The following is a 26,134-nucleotide window of genomic DNA, read 5'->3' as shown; positions in this document are numbered from 1 at the left end:
TTACAAAAAATAAATGGGCGGGCGCTTACAGAAGGGCCGCCGCATAAAGATCTGGCTTGAAGCCAATCAGGGTTTTGTCACCGAGATCGAGCACCGGGCGCTTGATCATCGAGGGTTGGGCGAGCATCAGTTCAATGGCCTTCGCTTGGTCGAGATCGGCTTTGCGTTCGTCGTCGAGCTTGCGAAAGGTTGTACCGGCGCGGTTGAGCACCACTTGCCAGCCGTGCTCGTTGCACCATTGGGTCAGGTGTTCACGGTCAATGCCGCTGCTTTTGTAGTCATGAAAGTCGTAGCGCACTGCATGCTCATCGAGCCAGGTGCGAGCCTTTTTCATGGTGTCGCAGGCCTTGATGCCGAAAAGGTGCAACGTCTTGCTTGAGTCGGTCACGGAAATTGCCCCTCCTTTGGAGATGCGGTAAATGAGCGGTCGCGGATTATGCCATGTGCAGCGCCCTTGGGCGTGAATGGCTGCGAGCTTGGCACAGACTTGTGACATGTCGTCGCACTGCTACTTTTGTTCAGGCTCGGCTTTTACGGTTAGACGCTACTATGGAGCGCAATGGGAAATTGTTGCTATTTATTTAGTTTAAAACTGATCGTTCGGGAACTCTGCTGATATGCAAACCGCCTATACCGTCCTTATCCTGCTGATGCTGGTGGGGGTTTCGCGTCTGTTGGGGCGTGTCATACCGTTGCCTTTGCCGCTGGTGCAGATTGCTGCCGGCGCCGTACTGGCCTGGCCGACACTGGGCCTGCATGTGGCGCTGGAACCTGAGCTGTTCCTGTTTCTGTTCTTGCCGCCACTGCTGTTCTCGGATGGCTGGCGCATGCCCAAGCGTGAGTTCTGGCGCCTGCGTGGGCCGATTCTGACTCTGGCAGTGGGGCTGGTGCTGTTTACGGTGGTGGGGGCGGGTTATTTCATCCACTGGTTGCTGCCGAGCATTCCCTTGCCGGTGGCATTTGCCCTGGCCGCGGTGTTGTCACCCACCGATGCGGTGGCCGTCTCGGCCATTGCCCAAAACCGTCTGCCGGCGCCCTTGATGCATATGCTGCAAGGCGAGGCGTTGATGAATGACGCCACGGGCCTGGTGACATTCAAGTTCGCCCTGGCAGCGGCCATTACCGGGGTGTTCTCGCTGGCCAACGCGAGCCTGACTTTTGTCCTGGTGGCCTGCGGCGGGCTGGCTATCGGCGTGGCGTTGAGCTGGCTGGTCGGGCGTTTGCGGGCATGGATGATCGCCCGCGGCTGGGATGACCCGGCGACCCATGTGGTATTCATGTTGCTGCTGCCGTTTGCGGCCTATGTACTGGCCGAGCGACTGGGCGCCTCGGGCATCCTGTCGGCGGTTGCCGCGGGCATGATGCAGAGCTGGCTGGACCTGTTGCCGCGTCAGACCAGCACCCGCCTGCTTAACCGCAGTGTGTGGTCGCTGCTGGAATTTGCCTTCAACGGCCTGATCTTTTTGCTGTTGGGGCTGCAACTGCCGGACATCATCAAGGCGGTGGTCAGCCACGAGACCACCTTGTGGCCAACCCTGATGTACCGCTGCCTGGATGTGGTGGCGATTTTTCTGGTGCTGCTGGCGCTGCGCTTTATCTGGGTACAGAGCATCTGGCGACTGTCGGGCTTGTTGCGCCGCTGGCGTGGCAAGGGCGAGCTGACAATGGTGCCGACGGCGCGTTCCTGCTGGTTGTTGACCGTGGGCGGGGTGCGTGGTGCGGTCACGCTGGCGGGTGTGATGTCGGTGCCGCTACTGGTCAGTGAGGGTTTGAATTTCCCTGAGCGTGATTTGCTGATCTTTATTGCTGCCGGCGTCATTTTGCTGTCGCTGGTGGCGGCCTGCATTGCCTTGCCCGTGTTGTTGCGCGGTATCCCGAAAAGCCCGGACGATGCCATGCGCAAGGAAGTGCGCGAAGCCTGGCGGCGCACCGCAGAAGCGGCGATTCATGCGCTGGAAGCAGAAGAGGTGGTGGAGGCCGATGGTCAGCAGGATGCGGCCCAGGCAGCTCTGGCGGCTGAGCTGAAGGCGCGGATCATGTCTGAATACCGTCATCAGCTGGAGGTGTACAACGACTCGGCGGAGGCCCAGGCACTGGCTTCGCAAATGGACCAGCTGGAAAGCCGCCTGCGGCTCAAGGCGCTGCGGGCGCAGCGGCTTGAGCTATACAGCTTGCGTCGCCATCATGAAATCGGCGATGACGCCCTCAGCGAGATCCTCAAGGACCTGGACTTGAGCGAAGCGAATCTGGGCACGGTGAAATAATCCCGCTTTCCGTGGGAGCGGGCTTGCTCGCGATGCAAGCGATGCGGTGTGTCAGCCAAATCGCAGTGATGCCATCGCGAGCAAGCCCGCTCCCACGGGAGCGGATTAGCTGCGACGCTGGATAAAGTCGCGGATCCTCCCGGCGGCTTCCACGCATTCGGCCAGTGGCGCAACCAGGGCCATGCGCACGCGCCCAGCCCCCGGATTGAAGCCGTCTACCTCACGGGACAGGTACGAACCCGGCACTACGGTAACGTGCTCTTCGACAAACAAATCGCGACAGAACTCGGCATCGTCACCTTCAACCTTGGGCCACAGGTAAAAACCGCCATCCGGGCGTTGTACGTCCAGCACCGGGGTCAATATCTCCAGCACCGCATCGAACTTCTCGCGATACAAGTCACGGTTGGTGCGTACATGGGCTTCGTCGTTCCAGGCCGCAATGCTGGCCAGCTGGGTTTGCACCGGCATGGCGCAGCCGTGGTAGGTGCGGTACAGCAGGAACGCCTTGAGAATGTCGGCATCTCCCGCCACAAAACCCGAACGCAAACCCGGCAGGTTCGAGCGCTTGGACAGGCTGTGGAACACCACGCAACGCTTGAAGTCCTCGCGGCCCAGGGCCACGCAGGCGCTGAGCAGGCCAACCGGCGGGGTTTGCTCGTCGAAGTACAGCTCGCTGTAGCACTCGTCCGCAGCGATCACGAAGTCGTGTTCGTCGGCCAGGGCGATGAGTTTTTTCAGGGTGTCGAGCGGGATCAGCGCGCCGGTCGGGTTGCCTGGCGAGCACAGGAACAGGATCTGGCAGCGCTTCCAGGTGTCGACGGACACCGCATCGAAATCCGGGTTGAAACCATGCTCGGCCAGGCACGGCAGGTAGTGTGGCTGGGCGCCTGCCAGGAAGGCTGCCCCTTCGTAGATCTGGTAGAACGGGTTCGGGCTGACGACCAGGGCGTCGTCGCCACGGTTGACCACGGTCTGGGTGAAAGCAAACAGGGCTTCACGGGTGCCATTGACTGGCAGGATGTTACGCGCCGGGTCGAGCCAGCCCTTGGGTACATTGAAACGTCGCTCGGCCCAGCCGGCGATGGCTTCGCGCAGCGCCGGGATGCCCAGGGTGGTGGGGTAGACCGCCATCTGGTCGAGGTTGTCAGCCAGCGCCTTGGCCACGAAGTCCGGGGAGCGGTGTTTCGGTTCGCCAATCGACAGGGCAATCGCACGCTTGTCGGCGTTGGGCTGCACGCTGCCAAGCAGGGCGCGCAGTTTTTCGAACGGGTAAGGCTGCAGCTGGTTCAAAGCGTTGTTCATGGGGTGCGGGTCTCACTCGGCGGCGGTTAAATGCTCAGGCGCCACGGTTCTGGGGTTGAATCCTGATTGACCGTCAGTTGCTCGACGATCGCTTCCTGCAAACGCATGCACAGCTGCGGGTCGGACAGCGGCTGGTTGTTTGCATCGGTGATGAAAAATACGTCTTCTACGCGCTCGCCAAGGGTGGCGATCTTGGCGTTTTGCAGCGACAGGTCGAACTCCAGGAAGATCATCCCGATGCGGGCCAGCAGGCCCGGGCGGTCGGGGGCGCTGAGCTCCAGCACGGTCACCGGGCGCTGGGCATCGTTATGGATCGTCACCTGGGGGGCAAAGGCAAAGTGCTTGAGTTGGCGCGGTACCCGGCGCTGGATGATGGTCGGGTAGTCATCCGGATTACGCAGGGCTTCGGTCAGGCCCTTGCGGATTTTTTCAATCCGCGCCGGGTTGTTGCCAATCGAACCACCGTCGTTGTCGAGCACGATATAGGTGTCGAGGGTGAACTGGCTGCTGGAGGTGATGATGCGCGCGTCATGGATGTTGAGGTTGAGCTGATCCATCGCGGCCACAGTCACGGCGAAGAAATCGTGCTGGTCGGGGGCGTAGATAAAGATCTGCGTGCCGCCCTCGAACTCGCGCTGGGTGGTTTCCTTGATCAGCACCAACGGGCCGCCATCGGCCGGTTGCTGCAGGATCGCCTCGGTGTGCAGGGCCACGTCGGCCGAAGAGTGGCGCAAGAAATAGTCGTCGCCCAGTTGCGACCACAGTTGCTCGACGTCGTCCTGGTCGGTGCCGCCACGCACCAGAATGTCCAGCGCTGCACTTTGCGTCTGGCGGATCTGCTCTTCACGGTCCACCGGGTTTTCCAGGCCACGGCGCAGGGCGCGCTTGGTCTCGGTGTAGAGCTGGCGCAACAGGCTGGCGCGCCAGGAGTTCCACAGCGTCGGGTTGGTGGCGTTGATATCGGCGACAGTCAGCACATAGAGGTAGTCGAGGTGGGTTTCGTCGACGACGGTCTGGGCAAAGTCATGGATGACCTGCGGGTCCGACAGGTCCTTGCGCTGGGCGGTGGTGGACATCACCAGGTGGTTTTGTACCAGCCACACGATCAGGCGTGTGTCCCACTGCGGCAACTGGTGGCGGATGCAAAACGCTTCGGCATCCACGGCACCGATTTCGGAGTGGTCGCCGTGGCGGCCCTTGCCGATGTCGTGGTACAGGCCCGCCAGGTAAATCAGCTCGGGCTTGGGCAACTTGGCCATCAGCTTGCTGGCCAGCGGGAATTTCTCTGACACCTGGGTGTACTGCAACTTACGCAGGTGCTTGATCAGGTTCAGGGTGTGGGCATCGACCGTATAGATGTGGAACAGGTCGTGCTGCATTTGCCCGACGATAAAGCCGAATTCGGGCAAGTAACGGCCGAGAATGCCGTAGCGGTTCATTCGGCGCAGGTTGCGGTGGATGCCGATCTTGCACTTGAACAGTTCGATAAACAGGCTGGTATTGCGGATGTCCTTGCGAAAATCGTCGTCGATCAGGTAGCGATGTTCGCGCAACAAGCGGATGGTATCGGCCCGCACGCCCTTGATCTCGGGGTGCTGGGCCATCAGCAGGAAGATTTCCAGCATGGCGAAGGGCGTGCGCTTGAACACATGGTCGCTGGTGGCTTCGATATAGCCATCGTGCAACTGGAAGCGCGAGTTCAACGGGGTTGGCGGCGCTTCGTCCTCGGGGGCGAGGATCACTTCTTCGAAGTGCTGGATGATCAGGTCGCTGAGCTGGGCAATGCTCATGACCACCCGGTAGTACTGCTGCATGAAATTTTCGATGGTCTGCTTGGCGTCTTCGCCAGCAAAACCCAGCAGCTCGCCGATGCTGCGCTGGTGGTCGAACAGCAGGCGGTCTTCGGCGCGCCCGGCGAGCATGTGCAGGGCGTAGCGCACCTTCCACAAAAACTCCTGGGACGAAGCGAGCAGGGCATGCTCGCTCTCGACCAGAAAGCCTTCGCCGGCCAGGGCGCGCAGGTTCAGGGTGCCGTACTGGCGACGGGCTACCCACAAAATGGTCTGGATATCGCGCAGGCCGCCGGGCGAGCCTTTGACGTTGGGTTCCAGGTTGTATTCGGTGTCGTTGTACTTGTGGTGGCGGGCCTTTTGCTCGGCGCGCTTGGCCAGGAAAAATTCCTTGCTGGGCCACATATGGGCAGTGCTCGTGACATCCAGCATGCGCTGGCGCAGGCGCTCGGGGCCGGCCACGGTGCGGCTTTCCATCAGGTTGGTGATGATGGTCAGGTCGGCGCGGGCCTGCTCGGCGCATTCATCTACCGAGCGAACGCTCTGGCCTACTTCCAGGCCAATGTCCCACAGTAAAGTCAGAAAGCGCTCGATAGAGTCTCGGAACACTTCGTGGTCAGCGTTCTCCAGCAGGATCAGCAGATCGATGTCGGAGTAGGGGTGCAGTTCGCCGCGGCCATAGCCGCCGACGGCCACCAGAGCGATATCGGCCTCATCGCTCCAGCTGAACTGGTCCCAGGCCTGTTGCAGGATGTTATCGACGAACCATGCACGATCTTCGATCAGGCGGCGAATATCGCGCCCCTTTTTGAAGCGTTCGTCGAGTACCTCCCGTGCCTGGCGGATCGCCTTTTTGAAAGCGGCAATGGGGCTTGCCTTCAATGCCAGTTCGGCCTGGAACTGGCCGCGGTCAAAAAGTTCTGGATCCACCTGCGGCATCGATTGGCATTCCTGTCGTGGGTTTTACGGGTTAAACGGTGAAAACACGCAAGGATCAGGCCGAAACGCGGGGGATGGTGTCATCGCTGCGCAGGGTGAAGATCTCGTAGCCGGTGTCGGTGACCAGCAGGGTGTGTTCCCACTGAGCGGACAGCTTGCGGTCCTTGGTGATGGCGGTCCAGCCGTCGCCCAGCACCTTGGTGTCGGCCTTGCCCTGGTTGATCATCGGCTCGATGGTGAAGGTCATGCCGGCCTTGAGTTCCATACCGGTGCCAGCGCGGCCGTAGTGCAGGATCTGCGGCTCTTCGTGGAACACCTTGCCGATACCGTGGCCGCAGAACTCGCGTACTACAGAAAAACCGTTCTTTTCAGCGTGCTTCTGGATCACTTCACCGATATCGCCCAGGCGGCAGCCCGGCTTGACGATTTCGATGGCCTTGTACATGCATTCCTGGGTCACTTGCGACAGGCGCTCGGCCCATACCGGTACCTTGCCGACGTGGAACATGCGGCTGGTGTCGCCGTGATAGCCGTCCTTGATCACAGTGACGTCGATGTTAAGGGTATCGCCGTCCTTCAGGACCTTGTCGCCCGGGATGCCGTGGCATACCACATGGTTGATCGAGGTACAGATCGACTTGGGGAAGCCTTTATAGTTGAGCGGGGCAGGGATGGCCTTTTGCACATTGACGATATAGTCATGGCAAATGCGGTCCAGCTCTTCGGTGGTGACGCCGGGCTTGACGTATTCGGCGATCATTTCCAGGACTTCGGCGGCCAGTTTGCCGGCGATACGCATTTTCGCGATGTCCTCGGGGGTTTTGAGGGTGACGGTCATTCGGGCTCTCTTCGCGCGTTGGCGCTCATCATCAGGATTGCGGGCGTGCTGTGAATCGTGGCACGCCGTCATAAAAGAGCGATTCTAACAGACGGTCGGCGTTAGTCGTGGGCCTGTAGCCATCGCTTCTCTTAATAGATAGGAGCATTCTGGTTCTATTCCAAGGCCAGGGCAAAAAAGCCGGGCGGCCAAAGCACCTGTTTTTAATCTGCTTTGGATCTGCTTTGGATCTGCTTTGGATCTGTTTTTGATTTGGCTTTTGATTTTGATCTACCTGCCCCATCGGGAGGCCGAGAGGAGGTTCTGCGTAGTGGGTCGACCGGCATGGATGCCGGGAGAGCCGCGATGGGCCAAGGATGGCCCGTGGCGGCGTGCCCACGGAGCTAAACCTGCGCGAGGGAACCTGAGCGCAGCGAAGGCCGTACGCCAGGGGCAAGCCTTTTTGGTTACTTTTTCGGCGTTTGGAAAAAGTGACTCGCTGTAAGAGCGAAACCATAATGCCAGTTGGGCGCGAATGCTGGATATGTACGCGGTATTGCAGTTATTGTCGGGCAAGCGGCAAGTGCAAAACTGGCGCAAACCCTTGCCAGGCAAAGGCCTGGCAATAAAGTCTGAATTCACGCTTCGTTTTTTACGCATCTTGTGGTATAAAATGCGCCGCTTTGCGGGTATAGCCCGCAGAGCACAAACCCACACACGTGTCGACACGATGACCTGGGTGCCTTCAGCTTTGAAGCTGCTGGTTGGTCGTTGGGATACGTGGAGGCCTAACCCGACTTATTAAGGAACTATCATGTCCCAAGTCAACATGCGCGATATGCTGAAGGCCGGTGTGCACTTCGGTCACCAAACCCGTTACTGGAACCCGAAGATGGGTAAATACATCTTTGGCGCGCGTAACAAGATTCACATCATCAACCTTGAAAAAACCCTGCCAATGTTCAACGAAGCTCTGACTTTCGTAGAGCGTCTGGCCCAGGGCAAAAACAAGATTCTGTTCGTCGGCACCAAGCGTTCCGCTGGCAAGATCGTTGCTGAAGAAGCAGCACGTTGCGGTTCGCCGTACGTCGATCACCGCTGGTTGGGCGGCATGCTCACCAACTTCAAAACCATTCGTGCTTCGATCAAGCGTCTGCGTGACCTTGAAATCCAGGCAGAAGACGGTACTTTCGCCAAGCTGACCAAGAAAGAGGCGCTGATGCGCACTCGCGATCTGCAGAAGCTGGATCGTAGCCTGGGTGGTATCAAGGACATGGGCGGTCTGCCAGACGCTCTGTTCGTTATCGACGTTGACCACGAGCGTATCGCGATCACCGAAGCTAACAAGTTGGGTATCCCGGTAATCGGCGTTGTCGATACCAACAGCAGCCCAGAAGGTGTTGACTACATCATCCCGGGTAACGATGACGCAATCCGCGCTATCCAGCTGTACATGGGTGCGATGGCTGATGCTGTGATCAAAGGCCGTAACCACGTTGCTGGCGGCACCGACGTTTTCGTCGAAGAAGCTCCAGCTGCAGCGGTAGTTGAAGGCTGAGTAATTAACGCCTAGCGTTTACTCAGTACGCAAAAAGGGGGCTTGGCCCCCTTTTTGCCACCTCGAAATCCATTTGTTGTAACCCTGCTTGTTGTATCTGTATCAGATGGCGACCTGCACGGTTGATTCGGGGTGCGCTTCAAACGAATTGAACGCCCGTTCGGTCGGGTGGAATGGTTGAAAACCTATCCAAGAGGAATTTTGAAATGGCAGAGATTACTGCAGCGTTGGTTAAAGAACTGCGTGAGCGTACTGGCGAAGGCATGATGGACTGCAAGAAAGCCTTGACCAAGGCTGGCGGCGACATCGAAAAAGCCATTGATGACATGCGTGCTTCGGGCGCCATCAAGGCAGCCAAAAAAGCAGGTAACGTTGCTGCTGAAGGCGCTATCGCAGTTAAAGTTGCAGACGACAACAAGTCGGCTGTAATTCTGGAAGTCAACTCGCAAACCGACTTCCTGGCTCTGCAAGAAGACTTCAAAATCTTCGTTAACGACAGCGTTGAAAAAGCGTTCGCTGACAAGCTGACCGACGTTGCTCCGCTGATCGCCGCTCAAGAAGAAGCTCGTCTGATTCTGGTGGGTAAAGTAGGCGAGAACGTAAACATTCGTCGTCTGGCGCGCATCGAAGGCGACGTAGTTGACGCTTACCTGCACGGCAACAAGATCGGTGTTGTGGTAGCTCTGAAAGGCGGCAACGCCGAGCTGGCTCGTGACATCGCCATGCACGTCGCTGCAAGCAACCCTGAGTTCCTGCTGCCATCGCAAGTTTCCGCTGATGCCATCGAACGCGAAAAAACCGTGTTCATGAGCCTCAACGAAGACAAGATCAAAGGCAAGCCAGCCGAAATCGTTGAAAAAATGGTTGCCGGTCGTATCAGCAAGTTCCTGGCTGAAGCCAGCCTGGTTGAACAAGCTTTCGTCAAGAACCCGGAAATCAAAGTCGGTGACCTGGCCAAGAAAGCCGGCGCTGAAATCGTTTCCTTCACTTACTTCAAAGTAGGTGATGGCATCGAGAAGCCAGTTGACGACTTCGCTGCTGAAGTTGCTGCTCAAGTGGCTGCCAGCAAGCAATAAGACGGTTCCAAACTGTCGACCCGAAGAGGCTGCCCGCTCACGCGCGCAGCCTCTTTTCAAATGGGAGGGGATTTTTCCTTCTCGGCGGAACCGGTTTGCAAATTCGTGTTCCGATGGTGCTGCTGTGCAGTGCCACAGTTAGAACAAGCGCGGGTTGAAAAATGACCTCGCACAGATTATCTATAAAACGCGGCAGGAGAGATTCGCAATGGCTCAGCAGGGCAGTGGTTATCAAGCTCGCTATAAACGCATTCTACTCAAGCTAAGCGGCGAAGCCCTGATGGGCTCTGAAGAGTTCGGGATCGACCCCAAGGTACTCGACCGCATGGCGCTGGAAGTGGGCCAGTTGGTCGGCATCGGCGTTCAGGTAGGATTGGTAATTGGTGGTGGCAACCTGTTCCGTGGCGCCGCATTGAGCGCCGCCGGTATGGATCGTGTGACTGGCGACCATATGGGCATGCTGGCTACCGTGATGAACGCCCTGGCCATGCGCGATGCGCTGGAACGTGCGAATATCTCCGCCATCGTTATGTCGGCCATTTCCATGGTGGGTGTGACCGATCATTACGATCGTCGTAAGGCCATGCGCCATCTGAATGCCAAAGATGTGGTGATTTTCGCTGCAGGCACCGGTAATCCTTTCTTTACGACGGATTCGGCAGCTTGCTTGCGTGCTATCGAAATCGACGCTGATGTCGTGCTCAAGGCAACCAAGGTTGACGGCGTGTACACCGCAGATCCATTCAAAGACCCGCATGCCGAGAAGTTCGATCATCTGACTTACGATGAAGTGCTGGATCGCAAACTGGGTGTTATGGATCTGACGGCCATCTGTCTGTGCCGCGACCACAAAATGCCATTGCGTGTATTTAATATGAACAAGCCCGGCGCCCTGCTCAATATTGTCCACGGCGGCGCTGAAGGTACTCTGATCGAGGAAGGTCAACAATGATCAACGAAATCAAGAAAGACGCTCAAACGCGCATGCAGAAGTCGCTGGAATCCCTGGCTCATGCATTTGGCCAGATCCGTACCGGCAAGGCTCACCCAAGCATTCTGGGTAGCGTGATGGTGCCTTACTATGGCTCGGATACTCCGATCAGCCAGGTAGCCAACATCACCGTTAAAGACTCCCGCACCCTGCAAGTTGTAGCGTTCGAGCGCAACATGCTGGGCGCAGTCGACAAGGCCATCCAAAGCGCCGGTTTGAACCTCAACCCGACCAACCTGGGTGAGTTGCTGCTGATCTCCATGCCAGCCCTGACTGAAGAAACCCGTAAGTTTTTCGCCAAGCAGGCGCGTGATGCTGCTGAAGACGCCCGTATTGCCGTGCGCAATATCCGTCGTGACGCGTTGAGCCAGTTGAAAGATCTGGTCAAGGAGAAGGAAATCAGCGAAGACGAAGAGCGTCGTGCTGCTGATGACATCCAGAAACTGACCGACAAGGCCGTGGCAGATATCGAAGTTGCCACCAAGCAGAAAGAAGCGGACCTGATGGCCGTATAAGGGTCAGGGCGTTTTATGGAAAAGACGAAGCAGGCTGACCCGTCATCTGTTCCGCGACATGTCGCGATCATCATGGACGGTAATAATCGCTGGGCGAAAAAACGCTTTCTGCCGGGTGTTGCCGGGCATAAAGCGGGTGTGGATGCGGTTCGTGCGGTCATAGAAGTATGTGCCGAGGCTGGGGTCGAGGTACTGACCCTGTTCGCGTTTTCCAGTGAAAACTGGCAGCGGCCTGCCGCTGAAGTCAGTGCCTTGATGGACCTGTTTTTCAGGGCGCTGCGTCGTGAGGCCAAGCGCCTCAACGAAAACGAGATCAGCCTGCGGATCATTGGCGACCGCTCGCGCTTTCATCCCGATTTGCAAAAGGCGATGCGTGAAGCGGAAGCAATGACAGTGGGCGAAGGCCGCTTTGTCTTGCAGATTGCCGCCAACTACGGTGGCCAGTGGGATATCGCACAGGCCGCACAGCAGTTGGCACGTCAGGTCCAGGCAGGGCACTTGCAACCGGAGGATATCACTGCGGGCTTGCTGCAAACCTGTCTGGTGACGGGTGATCTGCCATTGCCCGATCTGTGCATCCGCACCGGTGGCGAGCACCGCATCAGCAATTTCCTGCTGTGGCAGCTGGCCTATTCCGAGTTGTACTTCTCCGACCTGTTCTGGCCGGACTTCAAACACGAGGCCATGCAGCACGCATTGGCTGATTTCGCTTCTCGCCAGCGCCGCTTCGGTAAAACGAGCGAGCAGGTTGAGGCTGGAGCCCGGGTTTAATGCTTAAACAACGAATCATCACTGCACTTATCTTGCTGCCCATTGCCTTGTGCGGCTTTTTCCTGCTCGAGGGCAGCGGCTTTGCGCTGTTTATTGGCCTGGTCGTGACCCTGGGTGCCTGGGAATGGGCGCGTCTTGCCGGTTTTGAGGCGCAAGGTGCGCGGGTGCTGTTTGCTGCGATAGTGGCCGTGCTGCTGTTTGGCCTGCACCTCTTTCCTGACCTGGCACCCTGGGTGCTGGGGGCGGCGGTATTGTGGTGGGCGGCAGCGACCTATTTTGTGCTGACCTTTCCGCAATCGGCCGTTCACTGGTCGAGCATTGCCAGCAAGCTGGTCATTGGCCTGTTGATCCTGTTGCCGGCCTGGCAAGGTCTGGTCCTGATCAAGGCGATGCCGCTTGGCAACTGGCTGATCATGGCAGTGATGGTTCTGGTGTGGGGCGCAGATATCGGCGCTTATTTTTCCGGACGCAAATTCGGCAAGCGCAAGCTCGCCCCTAAAGTCAGCCCGGGCAAAAGCTGGGAAGGCGTTTTTGGCGGTTTGTTGCTGAGCCTGCTGATCACCGCCGTTGTCGGGGTGGTGCGTGGCTGGAGCGCTTCGCAGATGTTTGCCGCGTTGGTGGGCGCTGCCGTAATCGTATTGATATCGGTAGTCGGCGACCTTACGGAAAGCATGTTCAAGCGCCAGGCCGGGATCAAGGACAGCAGCAACCTGCTGCCGGGTCACGGTGGTGTTCTGGATCGCATCGACAGCCTGACGGCGGCGATCCCTGTATTTGCTGTATTGCTGTGGATGGCGGCTTCATGAGTCGTCCACAACAGATTACTGTCCTGGGTGCTACGGGCTCTATCGGCCTGAGCACCCTGGATGTGATTGCGCGTCACCCCGAGCGCTATCAGGCGTTCGCGCTGAGCGGCTACAGCCGTCTCGATGAGCTGCTGGCCTTGTGTGTCAAACATCGCCCGCAGGTTGCCGTGGTCCCGCATGAGCAGGCTGCCAGCCAGTTGCAGGCTGGCCTGCGCGCGGCCGGGCTAAACACCGAAGTGCTGGTGGGTGAAGAGGGCTTGTGCCAGATTGCCTCGGCGCCTGAAGTCGATGCAGTCATGGCGGCCATTGTCGGTGCCGCAGGCCTGCGCCCGACGCTGGCGGCGGTGAATGCCGGCAAGAAGATCCTGCTGGCCAATAAAGAAGCGCTGGTGATGACCGGCGACCTGTTTATGCAGGCCGTGCGTCGCAGCGGTTCGGTCTTGCTGCCCATCGACAGCGAGCACAACGCGATCTTCCAGTGCTTGCCCCAGGATTTTGCCCGCGGCCTGGGCAATGTCGGTGTTCGTCGGATTTTGCTCACTGCCTCTGGCGGTCCGTTCCGTGAGACGCCGTTGGCCGAGCTGGAGCACGTTACGCCGGATCAAGCCTGCGCTCATCCCAACTGGTCGATGGGGCGCAAGATTTCGGTGGATTCGGCGAGCATGATGAACAAGGGCCTGGAGCTGATCGAGGCCTGCTGGTTGTTCGATGCGCGTCCAGATCAGGTCGAGGTGGTGATCCATCCGCAAAGCGTGATCCACTCGCTGGTCGATTATGTAGATGGCTCGGTACTGGCTCAGTTGGGTAACCCTGATATGCGCACGCCGATTGCCAATGCCCTGGCCTGGCCTGAGCGGATTGACTCGGGTGTAGCGCCGCTGGACCTGTTTGCGGTGGCGCGGCTGGACTTTCAGCGCCCTGACGAGCAACGTTTCCCGTGTTTGCGCCTGGCGCGCGAGGCCGCGATGGCGGGCAATAGTGCGCCGGCGATGCTCAATGCGGCGAACGAGGTTGCCGTGGCCGCCTTTTTGGACGGGCGAATCCGTTATCCGCAGATCGCGCGTATTATCGAAGACGTATTGAACAGCGAGCCAGTTGTGGCTGTCGACGAGTTGGACGCGGTATTTGCCGCCGATAGCAAAGCCCGGATGCTGGCTGAACAGTGGTTGGGTCGTAACGGCTGAAAGTGGTGTTTGCCGGAACCGGACAGAATCGCGGAGAAAGTAGATGAGTGCGCTCTATATGATTGTTGGCACCCTGGTGGCATTGGGGGTGCTGGTCACTTTTCATGAATTCGGTCACTTTTGGGTGGCACGCCGTTGCGGCGTCAAGGTTCTGCGCTTCTCCGTAGGCTTCGGTACGCCCTTGCTGCGCTGGCATGATCGCCAGGGCACCGAGTTTGTCGTGGCGGCCATCCCGCTGGGTGGTTACGTCAAGATGCTCGATGAGCGTGAAGGCGAAGTGCCTGCCGACCAGCTCGATCAGTCGTTCAACCGCAAGACCGTAGGCCAGCGCATTGCCATTGTTGCGGCCGGGCCGATTGCCAACTTCATGCTGGCGATGGCGTTCTTCTGGGTGCTGGCAATGATGGGCAGCCAGCAAGTGCGGCCGGTCATCGGTGCGGTCGAGGATGGCAGCCTGGCGGCGCAGGCCGGTCTGGTTGCAGGCCAGGAAATTGTATCCATTGATGGCGAGCCAACCACAGGCTGGTCCAACGTCAATCTGCAACTGGTTCGCCGTCTGGGTGAAAGCGGCTCCTTGCAGGTTGTGGTGCGTGAGCCGGGTACTACCGCCGAGGCGTCCCATCAGTTGGTGTTGAAAGACTGGCTCAAGGGTGCCGATGAGCCGGATCCGATCAAGTCGCTGGGGATTCGCCCTTGGCGTCCCGAGTTGCCGGCCGTTCTGGCAGAACTCGACCCTAAAGGTCCGGCTCAGGCTGCCGGGCTTAAAACCGGTGACAAACTGTTGGCCCTCAACGATCAGGCCGTCAAGGACTGGCAGCAGGTCGTGGACTGGGTTCGCGTACACCCTGAAGCCCGTATTGTCGTGCATGTTGAGCGCGACGGGGTGCAACTGGATATTCCGCTTACCCTGGCCGCGCGCGGTGAAGGCAAGGCGGCAACCGGTTATCTGGGGGCCGGGGTCAAAGGTGTCGACTGGCCACCAGCGATGATCCGTGAGGTCAGCTATGGCCCGCTCGCAGCAATCGGGGAGGGGGCCAAACGCACCTGGACCATGAGCATTTTGACGCTCGACTCGCTGAAGAAAATGTTGTTCGGCGAGCTCTCGGTAAAAAACTTGAGTGGACCGATAACCATTGCTAAAGTGGCGGGCGCTTCTGCCCAGTCGGGCGTTGCTGATTTCCTGAATTTCCTGGCTTATCTGAGTATCAGTCTAGGGGTTCTGAATTTGTTGCCCATACCTGTACTGGATGGGGGACATTTGTTGTTTTATCTGATCGAGTGGGCGCGTGGTCGTCCCTTGTCGGATCGGGTGCAGGGTTGGGGAATGCAGATCGGTATCAGTTTGGTGGTCGGGGTGATGTTGCTTGCCTTGATCAACGATCTGGGCCGTCTGTAAACGCTTCGCTGAATTGCGAATCTGCCGCATTTTGCGGCAGTTTGTTTATTGCCAGTTGGAATAAGAAAGGACTTCATGAAACGTCTGCTGCTAACTGCGGTTCTCACCGTACTGATGATCGCCGAAGTTCACGCCGAGTCCTTCACTATCTCTGATATCCGTGTCAACGGCCTCCAGCGGGTTTCCGCCGGTAGCGTGTTTGGCGCGTTGCCTCTGAACGTGGGTGAAGTAGCGGATGACCGCCGTCTGGTGGATTCCACTCGTGCGTTGTTCAAAACCGGTTTCTTTCAGGATATCCAGCTGGGTCGTGATGGCAATGTGCTTGTTATCACGGTTGTCGAACGCCCCTCCGTCTCCAGCATCACCATTGACGGCAACAAGGCGATCTCTACTGATGACCTGATGAAAGGTCTGAAGCAGTCGGGCCTGGCCGAAGGTGAAATCTTCCAGCGTGCCACCCTTGAAGGCGTGCGTAACGAACTGCAACGCCAGTATGTTGCCCAGGGCCGCTATTCGGCGACGGTAGACACCGAAGTGGTGCCCGAGCCGCGTAACCGCGTTGCCTTGAAGGTCAACATCAACGAAGGCACGGTTGCCGCGATCCAGCACATCAACGTGGTGGGCAATACGGTATTCCCTGAAGCCGATCTGGTTGACCTGTTCGAACTCAAAACCACGAACTGGCTGTCGTTCTTCAAGAACGACGACAAGTACGCGCGTGAAAAGCTGTCGGGTGACCTTGAGCGTCTGCGCTCCTACTACCTCGATCGCGGCTATATCAACATGGATATCGCCTCGACCCAGGTATCGATCACGCCTGACAAGAAAAGCGTCTACATCACCGTCAACGTGAATGAAGGCGAAAAATACAATGTCGGCGAAGTGAAGCTGAGCGGTGACCTCAAGGTCCCGGAAGATCAGATCAAGTCGCTGCTGCTGGTTCAGCCGGGCCAGGTGTTCTCGCGCAAGCTGATGACCACCACCTCCGAGCTGATCACCCGTCGTCTGGGTAACGAAGGCTACACCTTCGCCAACGTCAACGGCGTGCCGCAACCCAACCCTGAAGACCACACCGTGGCCATCACCTTTGTAGTCGACCCGGGCAAGCGTGCTTACGTGAACCGTATCAACTACCGCGGCAACACCAAGTCGGCTGACGAAGTGCTGCGTCGCGAAATGCGCCAGATGGAAGGTGGCTGGGCGTCGACTTACCTGATTGACCAGTCCAAGGTCCGCCTTGAGCGCCTGGGCTTCTTCAAGGAAGTCAACGTCGAAACGCCGGCAGTGCCAGGCACTGACGACCAGGTTGACGTGAACTACGCAGTGGAAGAGCAGGCGTCGGGTTCCATTACCGCCAGCGTCGGTTTTGCCCAGAGCGCCGGTTTGATCCTGGGCGGTTCGATTACCCAGAACAACTTCCTGGGTACGGGCAACAAGGTCAGCATTGGCCTGACCCGCAGCGAATACCAGAGCCGCTACAACTTCAGCTATGTCGATCCGTACTGGACAGCTGATGGCGTGAGCCTGGGTTACAACGCGTTCTACCGCACCACCGACTACAAAGATCTGGACGTTGACGTAGCAAACTACTCCGTGGACAGCCTGGGTGCTGGTATCACCATGGGCTACCCGATCAGCGACACATCGCGCCTGACCTACGGCCTGACCGTACAGCAGGATGAAATCAGCACCGGCCAGTACACCGTTGACGAGATTTTCGACTTCGTAAACCGTGAAGGCGACAAGTACCTCAACTTCAAGGCATCGGTTGGCTGGTCTGAATCGACCCTGAACAAGGGCGTATTGCCGACTCGCGGCAGCTCGCAGAGCCTGGTGTTTGAAACCACCATTCCGGGCAGTGACCTGCAGTTCTACAAGCTGGACTACCGTGCCCAGCTGTTCCAGCCGTTGACTGACACTTACACCATGCGCCTGCACACCGAGTTGGGCTATGGTGATGGTTATGGTTCGACCGAAGGCTTGCCATTTTATGAAAACTACTATGCCGGTGGCTTCAACTCGGTACGTGGCTTCAAGGACAGCGCTTTGGGCCCACGCAGTACCCCAAGCCGTGGTGCGGGTGTAACTGGTAACGTAGGCACCATCGCCGACCCGGACCAGGACCCGCTGCCATTCGGTGGTAACGTGCTGATCCAGGGTGGTGTAGAAGTTCTGTTCCCGATGCCGTTCGTGAAAGACCAGCGTTCCCTGCGCACCTCCGTATTCTGGGATGTGGGTAACGTGTTCGACACCAACTGCAAGGGCGACACCAAGGATTGCGATATTGGTTTCAGCAACCTGGCCAGCTCTGTGGGTGTTGGTGTGACCTGGGTGACTGCGCTTGGCCCGTTGAGCTTCAGCTTGGCCATGCCGATCAAGAAACCGGATGACGCAGACACTCAAGTGTTCCAATTCTCCCTCGGCCAGACTTTCTAAAGCCTGACCTTAGATACAGACAACGGATTTTTTAGGAGTGCATCGTGCGTAAGTTGACTCAATTGGTTCTCCTGGCTTCGGTACTGGTAGCTGGCCCGGCTTTCGCCGACATGAAAATTGCCGTACTGAACTATCAGATGGCATTGCTTGAGTCGGATGCTGCCAAGCGTTACGCCGTGGATGCCGAGAAGAAATTTGGCCCGCAACTGACCAAGCTCAAAAGCCTGGAAAGCAGCGCCAAGGGTATTCAGGACCGTCTGGTAAAAGGCGGCGACAAAATGCAGCAGGGCGAGCGTGAGCGTCTGGAGCTTGAATTCAAGCAAAAGGCCCGTGACTTCCAGTTCCAGTCCAAGGAACTGAACGAAGCCAAAGCCGTCGCTGACCGTGAAATGCTGAAACAGCTGAAGCCGAAACTGGACAGCGCTGTTGAAGAAGTCATCAAAAAAGGCGCCTATGACCTGGTGTTCGAGCGTGGTGCTGTGATTGATGTTAAACCTCAGTACGACATCACTCGCCAAGTTATCGAGCGCATGAATCAGCTGAAGTAATTATGACTGCGACTATAAAACTCGGCCAATTGGCCGAGTTCCTGGGGGCCACCTTGCGTGGCTCCGCGGAGAAAGAAATCACTGGGCTAGCCACTTTACAAGAGGCTGGCCCAGCTCAGTTGAGCTTTCTGGCCAACCCGCAATACCGCAAATTCCTCGTTGACTGCCACGCCGGAGCCGTATTGCTCAAGGCTGCAGACGCCGAAGAGTATGCCGGTGATGCCCTGGTTGTACCGGATCCTTACCTGGCTTATGCCCGAATTTCCCACCTGTTCGATCCCAAGCCCAAAGCGGCTGCCGGCGTTCACCCCTCGGCGGTGATTGCTGCCGACGCGGTGGTTGACCCTGCGGCAAGCATTGGTGCGTTTGCAGTGATCGAAAGCGGTGCACGCATTGCTGCCGGTGTCACGGTGGGCCCGCATTGCTTTATCGGGGCCCGCTGCGAAATTGGTGAAGGCGGCTGGCTGGCTCCACGGGTGACGCTGTATCACGATGTTCGCATCGGCAAGCGCGTGGTTATTCAGTCGGGTGCAGTGCTGGGCGGTGAAGGCTTCGGTTTTGCCAACGAGAAAGGCGTGTGGCAAAAAATCGCGCAAATCGGTGGCGTGACCATCGGTGACGATGTCGAAATCGGCGTCAATACCGCCATCGACCGTGGTGCCCTGGCCGATACGATTATCGGTAATGGCGTCAAGCTGGATAACCAGATCCAGATCGCGCACAACGTTCAGGTCGGTGACCATACGGCCATGGCCGCGTGTTGCGGGATCTCGGGCAGCACTAAAATTGGCAAGCACTGCATGTTGGCGGGTGGTGTCGGTTTGGTGGGGCATATCGAAATTTGTGACAATGTGTTCTTGACTGGCATGACGATGGTGACCCACTCGATTACCGAGCCTGGTGCCTACTCTTCCGGTACTGCAATGCAGCCCGCTGCTGAGTGGCGAAAAAGTGCCGCACGCATTCGTCAGCTGGACGATATCGCCCGACGGTTGAAACAACTGGAAAAGCGCGTCGACAAGTGACCCCCGGCGGTAAAGCGTCTTCAAAAGGCTAATACAATTTCCATATCAAGCGTGCAGAACCATTGGTTTGCTTCCTTGATTTGCTAGAGGAGCGCGCCTTAGTCGCGCGCGCCCAATCTTTATTACAGGCTTCCCCACGAAATGATGGACATCAACGAGATTCGCGAATATCTGCCCCACCGTTACCCGTTCCTGCTGGTGGACCGAGTGGTGGATCTGGATGTCGAGAACAAGCGCATTCGTGCCTACAAGAATGTCAGCATCAATGAGCCTTTTTTCAATGGCCACTTTCCGGCGCATCCGATCATGCCGGGTGTGTTGATCATTGAAGCCATGGCCCAGGCTGCGGGCATCCTTGGCTTCAAGATGATGGACCTCAAGCCGGCTGACGGCACGCTCTACTACTTTGTAGGCTCGGACAAGCTACGCTTTCGTCAGCCCGTGCTGCCGGGTGATCAACTGATCCTCGAGGCCAAGTTCCTGAGCTGCAAGCGTTCGATCTGGAAATTCGAGTGCCAGGCCACGGTAGACGGCAAGCCGGTATGCTCGGCTGAAATCATTTGTGCGGAACGCAAACTATGAGTTTGATTGACCCTCGCGCAATCATCGATCCGACGGCCATCTTGGCCGACGACGTCGAGGTCGGCCCTTGGTCGATCGTCGGCGCAGGTGTGGAAATCGGCGAGGGGACAGTGATTGGGCCGCATGTGATTCTCAAGGGCCCAACCAGGATCGGTAAGCACAATCGCATCTACCAGTTCTCATCGGTAGGCGAGGACACCCCTGATCTGAAGTACAAGGGCGAAGAAACTCGCCTGGTGATCGGTGACCACAACGTTATTCGTGAAGGCGTCACCATTCATCGCGGCACCATTCAGGACCGTTCCGAAACCACACTGGGTGATCACAACCTGGTGATGGCCTATGCCCATATCGGTCATGACAGCGTCATCGGCAACCATTGCATCCTGGTCAACAACTCCGCGTTGGCGGGCCATGTGCATATGGGCGATTGGGCGATCCTGTCGGGTTTTACCCTGGTTCATCAGTTCTGCCATATCGGTGCCCACAGCTTTTCGGGCATGGGCACGGCCATCGGCAAGGACGTTCCTGCATTTGTCACCGTATTCGGCAGCCCTGCCGAAGCCCGCAGCATGAACTTTGAAGGCATGCGTCGTCGTGGCTTCAGCGACGATGCCATCCATGCTTTGCGTCGTGCCTACAAGGTGGTTTACCGCCAGGGGCTGACGGTTGATCAGGCGTTGGCCGAGCTGGCTGAGCCTGCCGCACAGTTCCCGGAAGTCGCCCTGTTTGTAGAGTCCATCCGCTCATCCACTCGCGGCATTACGCGCTAGTCATGGCCAGATTGCGTATTGCGCTGGTGGCGGGTGAAGCCTCGGGCGACATTCTGGGCTCGGGGTTGATGCGGGCGCTCAAGGCGCAGCATGGCGACATCGAATTTATCGGCGTTGGCGGTCCGTTGATGGAAGCAGAGGGCATGAGCTCCTACTTCCCGATGGAACGCCTGTCGGTCATGGGCCTGGTTGAAGTGCTGGGGCGCCTGCGTGAACTGCTCAAGCGCCGCAAGCTGCTGGTGCAGACCCTGATTGCCGAAAAACCCGATGTGTTTATCGGTATCGATGCGCCGGATTTCACCCTCAATATCGAACTTCAATTGCGTCGTGCCGGGATCAAGACCGTGCATTACGTAAGCCCGTCCGTGTGGGCGTGGCGGCAGAAGCGTGTGCTGAAAATCCGCGAAGGCTGCGATTTGATGCTCACGCTGTTGCCCTTTGAAGCCAAATTCTATGAAGAGCACGGCGTTCCCGTGCGTTTCGTCGGGCATACCCTGGCCGATACCATCCCGCTTGAGGCCGACAAGGCCGGTGCTCGCGCCGAGCTTGGGCTGCCAGACGGGCCGTTGGTCGCCTTGATGCCCGGCAGTCGCGGCGGCGAAGTGGGCAAGCTGGGCGGGCTGTTTCTCGATGCCGCGCAAAAGATCCGTGAAGCGCGGCCCGAAGTGCGTTTTGTCCTGCCCTGTGCCAATGCTGCCCGTCGCGAGCAGATCGAGCAGTTGCTGGTGGGGCGCGACCTGCCATTGACCTTGCTGGACGGGCAATCCCATCTGGCCCTGGCGGCCTGTGATGCGGTGTTGATCGCATCCGGCACGGCAACCCTCGAAGCCTTGCTGTACAAGCGGCCGATGGTGGTGGCTTATCGCCTGGCGCGTCTGACGTTCTGGATTCTCAAGCGTCTGGTCAAAAGCCCGTATGTGTCGCTGCCCAACTTGCTGGCCCAGCGCATGCTGGTGCCCGAGCTGTTGCAGGATGCGGCGACCCCGGAAGCTCTGGCCCGCACCTTGCTGCCCTTGCTCGACGGTGGCGAAGAACAGACCCGCGGTTTTGACGAAATCCATCGCACCTTGCGCCTCGACGCTTCCAATCAGGCCGCCCAAGCGGTGCTGGACCTGATTGCACAATCCAAATGAGTAAAGTAACCATGCAAATCGGCTTGGACTTCAATCTGGTCGAAGACCTCGTGGCCGGTGTCGATGAAGTGGGTCGCGGCCCCTTGTGCGGTGCTGTGGTAACGGCGGCCGTGATTCTCGACCCCAATCGGCCTATCGCCGGGCTCAACGACTCGAAAAAACTCACCGAAGCCCGTCGCGAAAAGCTGTTCGACGAAATCCGTGAAAAAGCCCTGAGCTGGTGCATTGCCCGGGCCGAAGTTGAAGAAATCGACGAACTGAACATTTTGCACGCCACCATGCTGGCCATGCAGCGCGCTGTGGAGGGGCTGAGTATTACCCCTAAACTGGCGATGATCGACGGTAATCGCTGCCCCAAGCTGGCGATGCCGGCCGAGGCCGTGGTCAAGGGTGATAGCAAGGTACCGGCAATTGCTGCGGCGTCGATCCTGGCCAAGGTCAGCCGTGACCGCGAGATGGCGGCGTTCGAGCTGCAATACCCGGGTTATGGCATTGGCGGGCACAAGGGTTATCCAACCGCCGTTCACCTTGAAGCGCTTGAGCGCTTGGGGCCTACACCGATTCACCGGCGCTCGTTTGGCCCGGTGCGTCGTGCTTACGAGGCCCTTGAAGGCCTTTAGCCATAAGGCTGATGTTTTTGCCAAGGCCCGGTACAATCCGGGCCTTGTTGTTTCTCAAAGCTTATAGACAGGATCACCATGCCGGCTTCATTCGTTCACCTGCGCCTGCACACTGAATACTCCCTGGTCGATGGCCTGGTGCGGATCAAACCGCTGATCAAGACCCTGGCCGGCATGAATATGCCTGCCGTCGCGGTGACTGATCAAAACAACATGTGCTCCCTGGTCAAGTTCTACAAGGCGGCGATGGGCGGCGGGATCAAGCCGATCAGTGGCGCAGACCTGTGGCTGTCGAACAAGGACCCGGAAAACCCCCTCAGCCGTATCAGCCTGCTGGCGATGAACCCTTTGGGCTATCGCAACCTCACCGAGCTGATTTCCCGTGGTTACATCGATGGCCAGCGCAATGGCCAGGTGATCATTGAGCGCGAATGGGTCGCGGAGGCCGCAGATGGCCTGATCATGCTGTCGGCAGCCAAGGAGGGCGAGATCGGTGTCGCGCTGATCAGTGGCAACACTGAAGAAGCCGAGGCCCTGGCCCGCGAATGGATGGCGGTATTCCCTGATCGCTTCTATCTCGAAGTGCAGCGCACCAAGCGTCCCAATGACGAAGAGCACCTGCATGCAGCTGTGGCCCTGGCAGACAAGATTGGCGCGCCCCTGGTGGCCACCAACGATGTGCGCTTTATCAAGCAGCAGGATTTTGAAGCCCACGAAACCCGCGTTTGCATTGGTGAAGGCCGCGCGCTGGATGACCCGCGCCGCTCCAAGAATTACAGCGACCAGCAATATCTGAAAAGCGCCGAGGAAATGGCCGAGCTGTTCAGTGACTTGCCCGAGGCGCTGGCAAATACGGTCGAAATTGCCAAGCGCTGCAATATCGAAGTGAAGCTGGGTACGCACTTTTTGCCCAACTTCCCGATCCCCGATGGCATGACCATCGATGAGTATTTCCGCAAGGTGTCATTTGATGGCCTGGAAGAGCGGCTGGAAGTTTTGCTGCCCAAGGACACTACCGAGGATTACGACGCCAAGCGTCAGGTGTATGTCGACCGGCTGAATTTCGAGCTGGATATCATCATCCAGATGGGCTTCCCTGGTTACTTCCTGATCGTGATGGACTTTATCCAGTGGGCCAAGAGCAACGGCGTACCGGTAGGGCCGGGCCGGGGGTCGGGTGCCGGATCGCTGGTGGCCTATGTGCAGAAGATTACCGACCTTGACCCGCTGGAATACGACCTGCTGTTCGAACGTTTCCTTAACCCGGAACGGGTATCGATGCCCGACTTCGACGTCGACTTCTGCATGGATGGTCGCGACCGGGTAATTGAATATGTGGCCGAAAAATACGGCCGCAACGCGGTAAGCCAGATCATCACCTTCGGTTCGATGGCCGCCAAGGCGGTTATCCGTGACGTGGCGCGGGTGCAGGGCAAGTCCTACGGCCTGGCGGACCGTCTGTCGAAGATGATTCCGTTTGAAGTGGGCATGACCCTGGAAAAAGCCTTTGAGCAGGAAGAAATCCTGCGCGACTTTATCAAGGTCGATGAAGAAGCCGCCGAAATCTGGGAAATGGCCCGCAAGCTTGAGGGCGTTGTGCGTAACGTCGGCAAGCACGCCGGTGGTGTGGTTATCGCACCGACCAAACTGACCGACTTCTCGCCGATTTATTGCGACGAAGAGGGCGGTGGCCTGGTAACCCAGTTCGACAAGGATGACGTTGAGTCGGCGGGCCTGGTGAAGTTCGACTTCCTCGGCTTGCGAACCCTGACGGTGATCGACTGGGCGCTGAAAACCATCAACCGCGATCGTGCCAAGGTTGATGAGCCGCCGCTGGACATCGCCTTTATCCCGCTGGACGACAAGCCGACCTACCAGTTGCTGCAAAAGGCCGAGACCACCGCGGTGTTCCAGCTTGAGTCGCGCGGCATGAAAGAGCTGATCAAAAAGCTCAAGCCCGACTGCCTGGAAGACTTGATCGCACTGGTGGCCCTGTTCCGTCCGGGCCCGCTGCAGTCAGGCATGGTTGATGACTTTATCAACCGTAAGCACGGCCGCGCCGAACTGGCGTACCCGCACTCGGACTATCAGTACGAAGGCCTCAAGCCCGTATTGGCCCCGACCTACGGCATCATCCTGTATCAGGAACAGGTGATGCAGATTGCCCAGGTCATGGCCGGCTATACCCTTGGCGGCGCAGACATGCTGCGTCGGGCCATGGGCAAGAAAAAACCCGAAGAAATGGCCAAGCAACGTGGCGGTTTCATCGAAGGTTGCGCCAATAACAATATTGACGCGGACCTGGCAGGTAACATTTTCGACCTGGTGGAAAAATTCGCCGGTTACGGTTTCAACAAATCCCACTCCGCTGCCTACGGCCTGGTGTCGTACCAGACGGCCTGGCTGAAAACCCATTACCCGGCGCCATTTATGGCCGCGGTACTGTCGGCGGATATGCACAACACCGACAAGGTGGTGATCCTGATCGAAGAGATTCGCAGCATGAAGCTGCGTCTCGACGCGCCGGATGTGAATGCCTCCGAGTTTAAGTTCACGGTAAACGATGAAGGCCGGATCATTTATGGTCTTGGGGCGATCAAGGGGGTGGGCGAGGGGCCGGTCGAAGCCATTACCGAGGCGCGCCAGGACGGGCCGTTCACTGATCTGTTCGATTTTTGCGCCCGGGTTGACCTCAAGCGCATCAATAAGCGCACCCTCGATGGCCTGATCCGCAGCGGTGCCCTTGACCGCCTGGGGCCGTTTTTCCATGACGAGCCCAAGGCCTGGCAAGCCAACATCGACCAGAACCGTGCGGTGTTGCTGTCGGCGCTGGAAGAAGCGATCAAGGCCGCCGAACAAACTGCGCGCACCCATGACAGCGGCCACTCCGACCTGTTTGGCGGCTTGTTCGTCGAGGCCGATGCGGACGTCTATGCCAACCACCGCAAGGCCAGGGAACTGACGCTCAAGGAGCGACTCAAAGGCGAGAAGGACACGCTGGGCCTGTACCTGACCGGTCATCCGATTGACGAGTACGAAGGTGAGATCCGCCGCTTTGCCCGCCAGCGCATTATTGATCTCAAGCCTGCCCGTGATACCCAGACCGTTGCCGGGATGATTATCGCGTTGCGGGTGATGAAGAACAAAAAAGGCGACAAGATGGGCTTTATCACCCTCGACGATCGCTCGGCGCGCATTGAAGCGTCGTTGTTTGCCGAGGCGTTTCATTCGGCGCAGTCGCTGTTGCAGACCGACGCGATGGTGGTGGTTGAAGGCGAGGTCAGTAATGACGACTTCTCCGGAGGGCTGCGCCTGCGGGTCAAGCGCGTGATGAGCATGGAAGATGCGCGTACCAGCCTGGCCGAGAGCTTGCGCCTGAAAGTCAGCCGCGATGTACTCAAGGGCGAGCAACTGCGCAATCTGGGCGAGTTGCTGAAGAAACATCGCGGTGCCTGCCCCATCACGATGGAGTACACCGGCGAAGAGGCCAAGGCCATGCTGCAGTTTGGCGAGACCTGGCGGATCGATCCGGCGGACAGCTTGATTCAAGCCCTGCGTGACCAGTTCGGGCGAGACAACGTCTTCCTCCAATACCGTTGACGGTC

General features: G+C 58.2%; 20 protein-coding genes and 1 pseudogene. 17 read left to right on the top strand and 4 right to left on the bottom strand.

All coding sequences use genetic code 11. The features are described 5' to 3' along the window. Positions 1–25: 25 nt before the first annotated feature. Positions 26–388, bottom strand: a complete 363-nt coding sequence (locus BFC21_RS12570; protein ID WP_016781976.1) for an ArsC family reductase — start codon at positions 386–388, stop codon at positions 26–28. Between the two features lie 229 nt (positions 389–617). Here BFC21_RS12570 and BFC21_RS12565 point away from each other — a divergent pair, with 229 nt between their 5' ends. Beyond that, complete coding sequence (locus BFC21_RS12565; RefSeq protein WP_083369608.1) at positions 618–2,264, top strand: Na+/H+ antiporter; 1,647 nt, start codon at positions 618–620, stop codon at positions 2,262–2,264. Positions 2,265–2,369: 105 nt separating this feature from the next. Here BFC21_RS12565 and dapC read toward each other — a convergent pair whose 3' ends face one another. The 3 genes from dapC to map are packed head-to-tail and all read right to left on the bottom strand — an operon-like array spanning position 2,370 to position 7,208. Continuing rightward, entirely contained in the window at positions 2,370–3,569 is a 1,200-nt protein-coding gene (gene dapC / locus BFC21_RS12555) for a succinyldiaminopimelate transaminase (RefSeq protein WP_088378017.1), read from the bottom strand. Positions 3,570–3,595: 26 nt separating this feature from the next. Further along, positions 3,596–6,298, bottom strand: coding sequence for a [protein-PII] uridylyltransferase (locus tag BFC21_RS12550; RefSeq protein ID WP_088378016.1), 2,703 nt, complete (start codon positions 6,296–6,298; stop codon positions 3,596–3,598). Between the two features lie 55 nt (positions 6,299–6,353). Further along, positions 6,354–7,208: a type I methionyl aminopeptidase gene (map, locus tag BFC21_RS12545; protein WP_081481070.1), complete on the bottom strand. Its 855-nt coding sequence runs from the start codon at positions 7,206–7,208 to the stop codon at positions 6,354–6,356. 721 nt (positions 7,209–7,929) lie between these two features. On the opposite strand from map, the gene rpsB reads away from it, so the two are divergent. From rpsB to dnaE, 16 genes and pseudogenes are all read left to right on the top strand, one after another. Then, positions 7,930–8,673: a 30S ribosomal protein S2 gene (gene rpsB / locus BFC21_RS12535; protein WP_016781981.1), complete on the top strand. Its 744-nt coding sequence runs from the start codon at positions 7,930–7,932 to the stop codon at positions 8,671–8,673. A gap of 206 nt (positions 8,674–8,879) precedes the next feature. Continuing rightward, entirely contained in the window at positions 8,880–9,749 is an 870-nt protein-coding gene (gene tsf / locus BFC21_RS12530) for a translation elongation factor Ts (RefSeq protein ID WP_083369607.1), read from the top strand. A 208-nt stretch (positions 9,750–9,957) separates the two neighbouring features. After that, positions 9,958–10,701, top strand: a complete 744-nt coding sequence (pyrH, locus tag BFC21_RS12525; protein WP_003440426.1) for a UMP kinase — start codon at positions 9,958–9,960, stop codon at positions 10,699–10,701. Continuing rightward, a complete protein-coding gene (frr, locus tag BFC21_RS12520) occupies positions 10,698–11,255 on the top strand; it encodes a ribosome recycling factor (RefSeq protein ID WP_088378015.1) in 558 nt (185 codons plus the stop codon). The genes pyrH and frr overlap by 4 nt, the downstream gene beginning before the upstream one ends. Positions 11,256–11,270: 15 nt before the next feature. Continuing rightward, positions 11,271–12,026, top strand: coding sequence for a polyprenyl diphosphate synthase (gene uppS / locus BFC21_RS12515; RefSeq protein WP_086798511.1), 756 nt, complete (start codon positions 11,271–11,273; stop codon positions 12,024–12,026). Next, positions 12,026–12,832: a phosphatidate cytidylyltransferase gene (locus BFC21_RS12510; RefSeq protein ID WP_016781985.1), complete on the top strand. Its 807-nt coding sequence runs from the start codon at positions 12,026–12,028 to the stop codon at positions 12,830–12,832. Before uppS ends, BFC21_RS12510 begins: the two co-directional genes overlap by 1 nt. Then, a complete protein-coding gene (gene ispC / locus BFC21_RS12505; RefSeq protein WP_088378014.1) occupies positions 12,829–14,016 on the top strand; it encodes a 1-deoxy-D-xylulose-5-phosphate reductoisomerase in 1,188 nt (395 codons plus the stop codon). The genes BFC21_RS12510 and ispC overlap by 4 nt, the downstream gene beginning before the upstream one ends. Before the next feature lie 43 nt (positions 14,017–14,059). Next, entirely contained in the window at positions 14,060–15,412 is a 1,353-nt protein-coding gene (gene rseP / locus BFC21_RS12500) for an RIP metalloprotease RseP (protein WP_088378013.1), read from the top strand. A 75-nt stretch (positions 15,413–15,487) separates the two neighbouring features. Beyond that, positions 15,488–17,848, top strand: a complete 2,361-nt coding sequence (gene bamA / locus BFC21_RS12495) for an outer membrane protein assembly factor BamA (RefSeq protein ID WP_016781987.1) — start codon at positions 15,488–15,490, stop codon at positions 17,846–17,848. Positions 17,849–17,892: 44 nt separating this feature from the next. Beyond that, the gene (locus BFC21_RS12490; RefSeq protein ID WP_016781988.1) at positions 17,893–18,396 is read left to right on the top strand and encodes an OmpH family outer membrane protein; all 504 of its coding nucleotides are present in this window, start codon (positions 17,893–17,895) and stop codon (positions 18,394–18,396) included. Between the two features lie 2 nt (positions 18,397–18,398). Beyond that, positions 18,399–19,453, top strand: a pseudogene (gene lpxD / locus BFC21_RS12485) (UDP-3-O-(3-hydroxymyristoyl)glucosamine N-acyltransferase). A gap of 109 nt (positions 19,454–19,562) precedes the next feature. Further along, entirely contained in the window at positions 19,563–20,003 is a 441-nt protein-coding gene (fabZ, locus tag BFC21_RS12480) for a 3-hydroxyacyl-ACP dehydratase FabZ (RefSeq protein WP_016781990.1), read from the top strand. Continuing rightward, a complete protein-coding gene (gene lpxA, locus BFC21_RS12475) occupies positions 20,000–20,776 on the top strand; it encodes an acyl-ACP--UDP-N-acetylglucosamine O-acyltransferase (protein WP_088378012.1) in 777 nt (258 codons plus the stop codon). The genes fabZ and lpxA overlap by 4 nt, the downstream gene beginning before the upstream one ends. 2 nt (positions 20,777–20,778) lie before the next feature. Then, entirely contained in the window at positions 20,779–21,909 is a 1,131-nt protein-coding gene (lpxB, locus tag BFC21_RS12470; protein ID WP_088378011.1) for a lipid-A-disaccharide synthase, read from the top strand. 11 nt (positions 21,910–21,920) lie between these two features. Then, positions 21,921–22,529 (top strand): ribonuclease HII, encoded by a 609-nt coding sequence (gene rnhB / locus BFC21_RS12465; protein ID WP_016781993.1) that lies wholly within the window; start codon positions 21,921–21,923, stop codon positions 22,527–22,529. 78 nt (positions 22,530–22,607) lie between these two features. Beyond that, complete coding sequence (gene dnaE / locus BFC21_RS12460) at positions 22,608–26,129, top strand: DNA polymerase III subunit alpha (protein WP_120266190.1); 3,522 nt, start codon at positions 22,608–22,610, stop codon at positions 26,127–26,129. Positions 26,130–26,134: the final 5 nt, after the last annotated feature.

It is taken from the genome of Pseudomonas sp. TMW 2.1634 (assembly GCF_001703595.1).
Lineage (GTDB): Bacteria > Pseudomonadota > Gammaproteobacteria > Pseudomonadales > Pseudomonadaceae > Aquipseudomonas > Aquipseudomonas fragi.
Note: the sequence above shows the minus strand (reverse complement) of the source record. Positions and strands in the feature narration are given on the sequence as shown.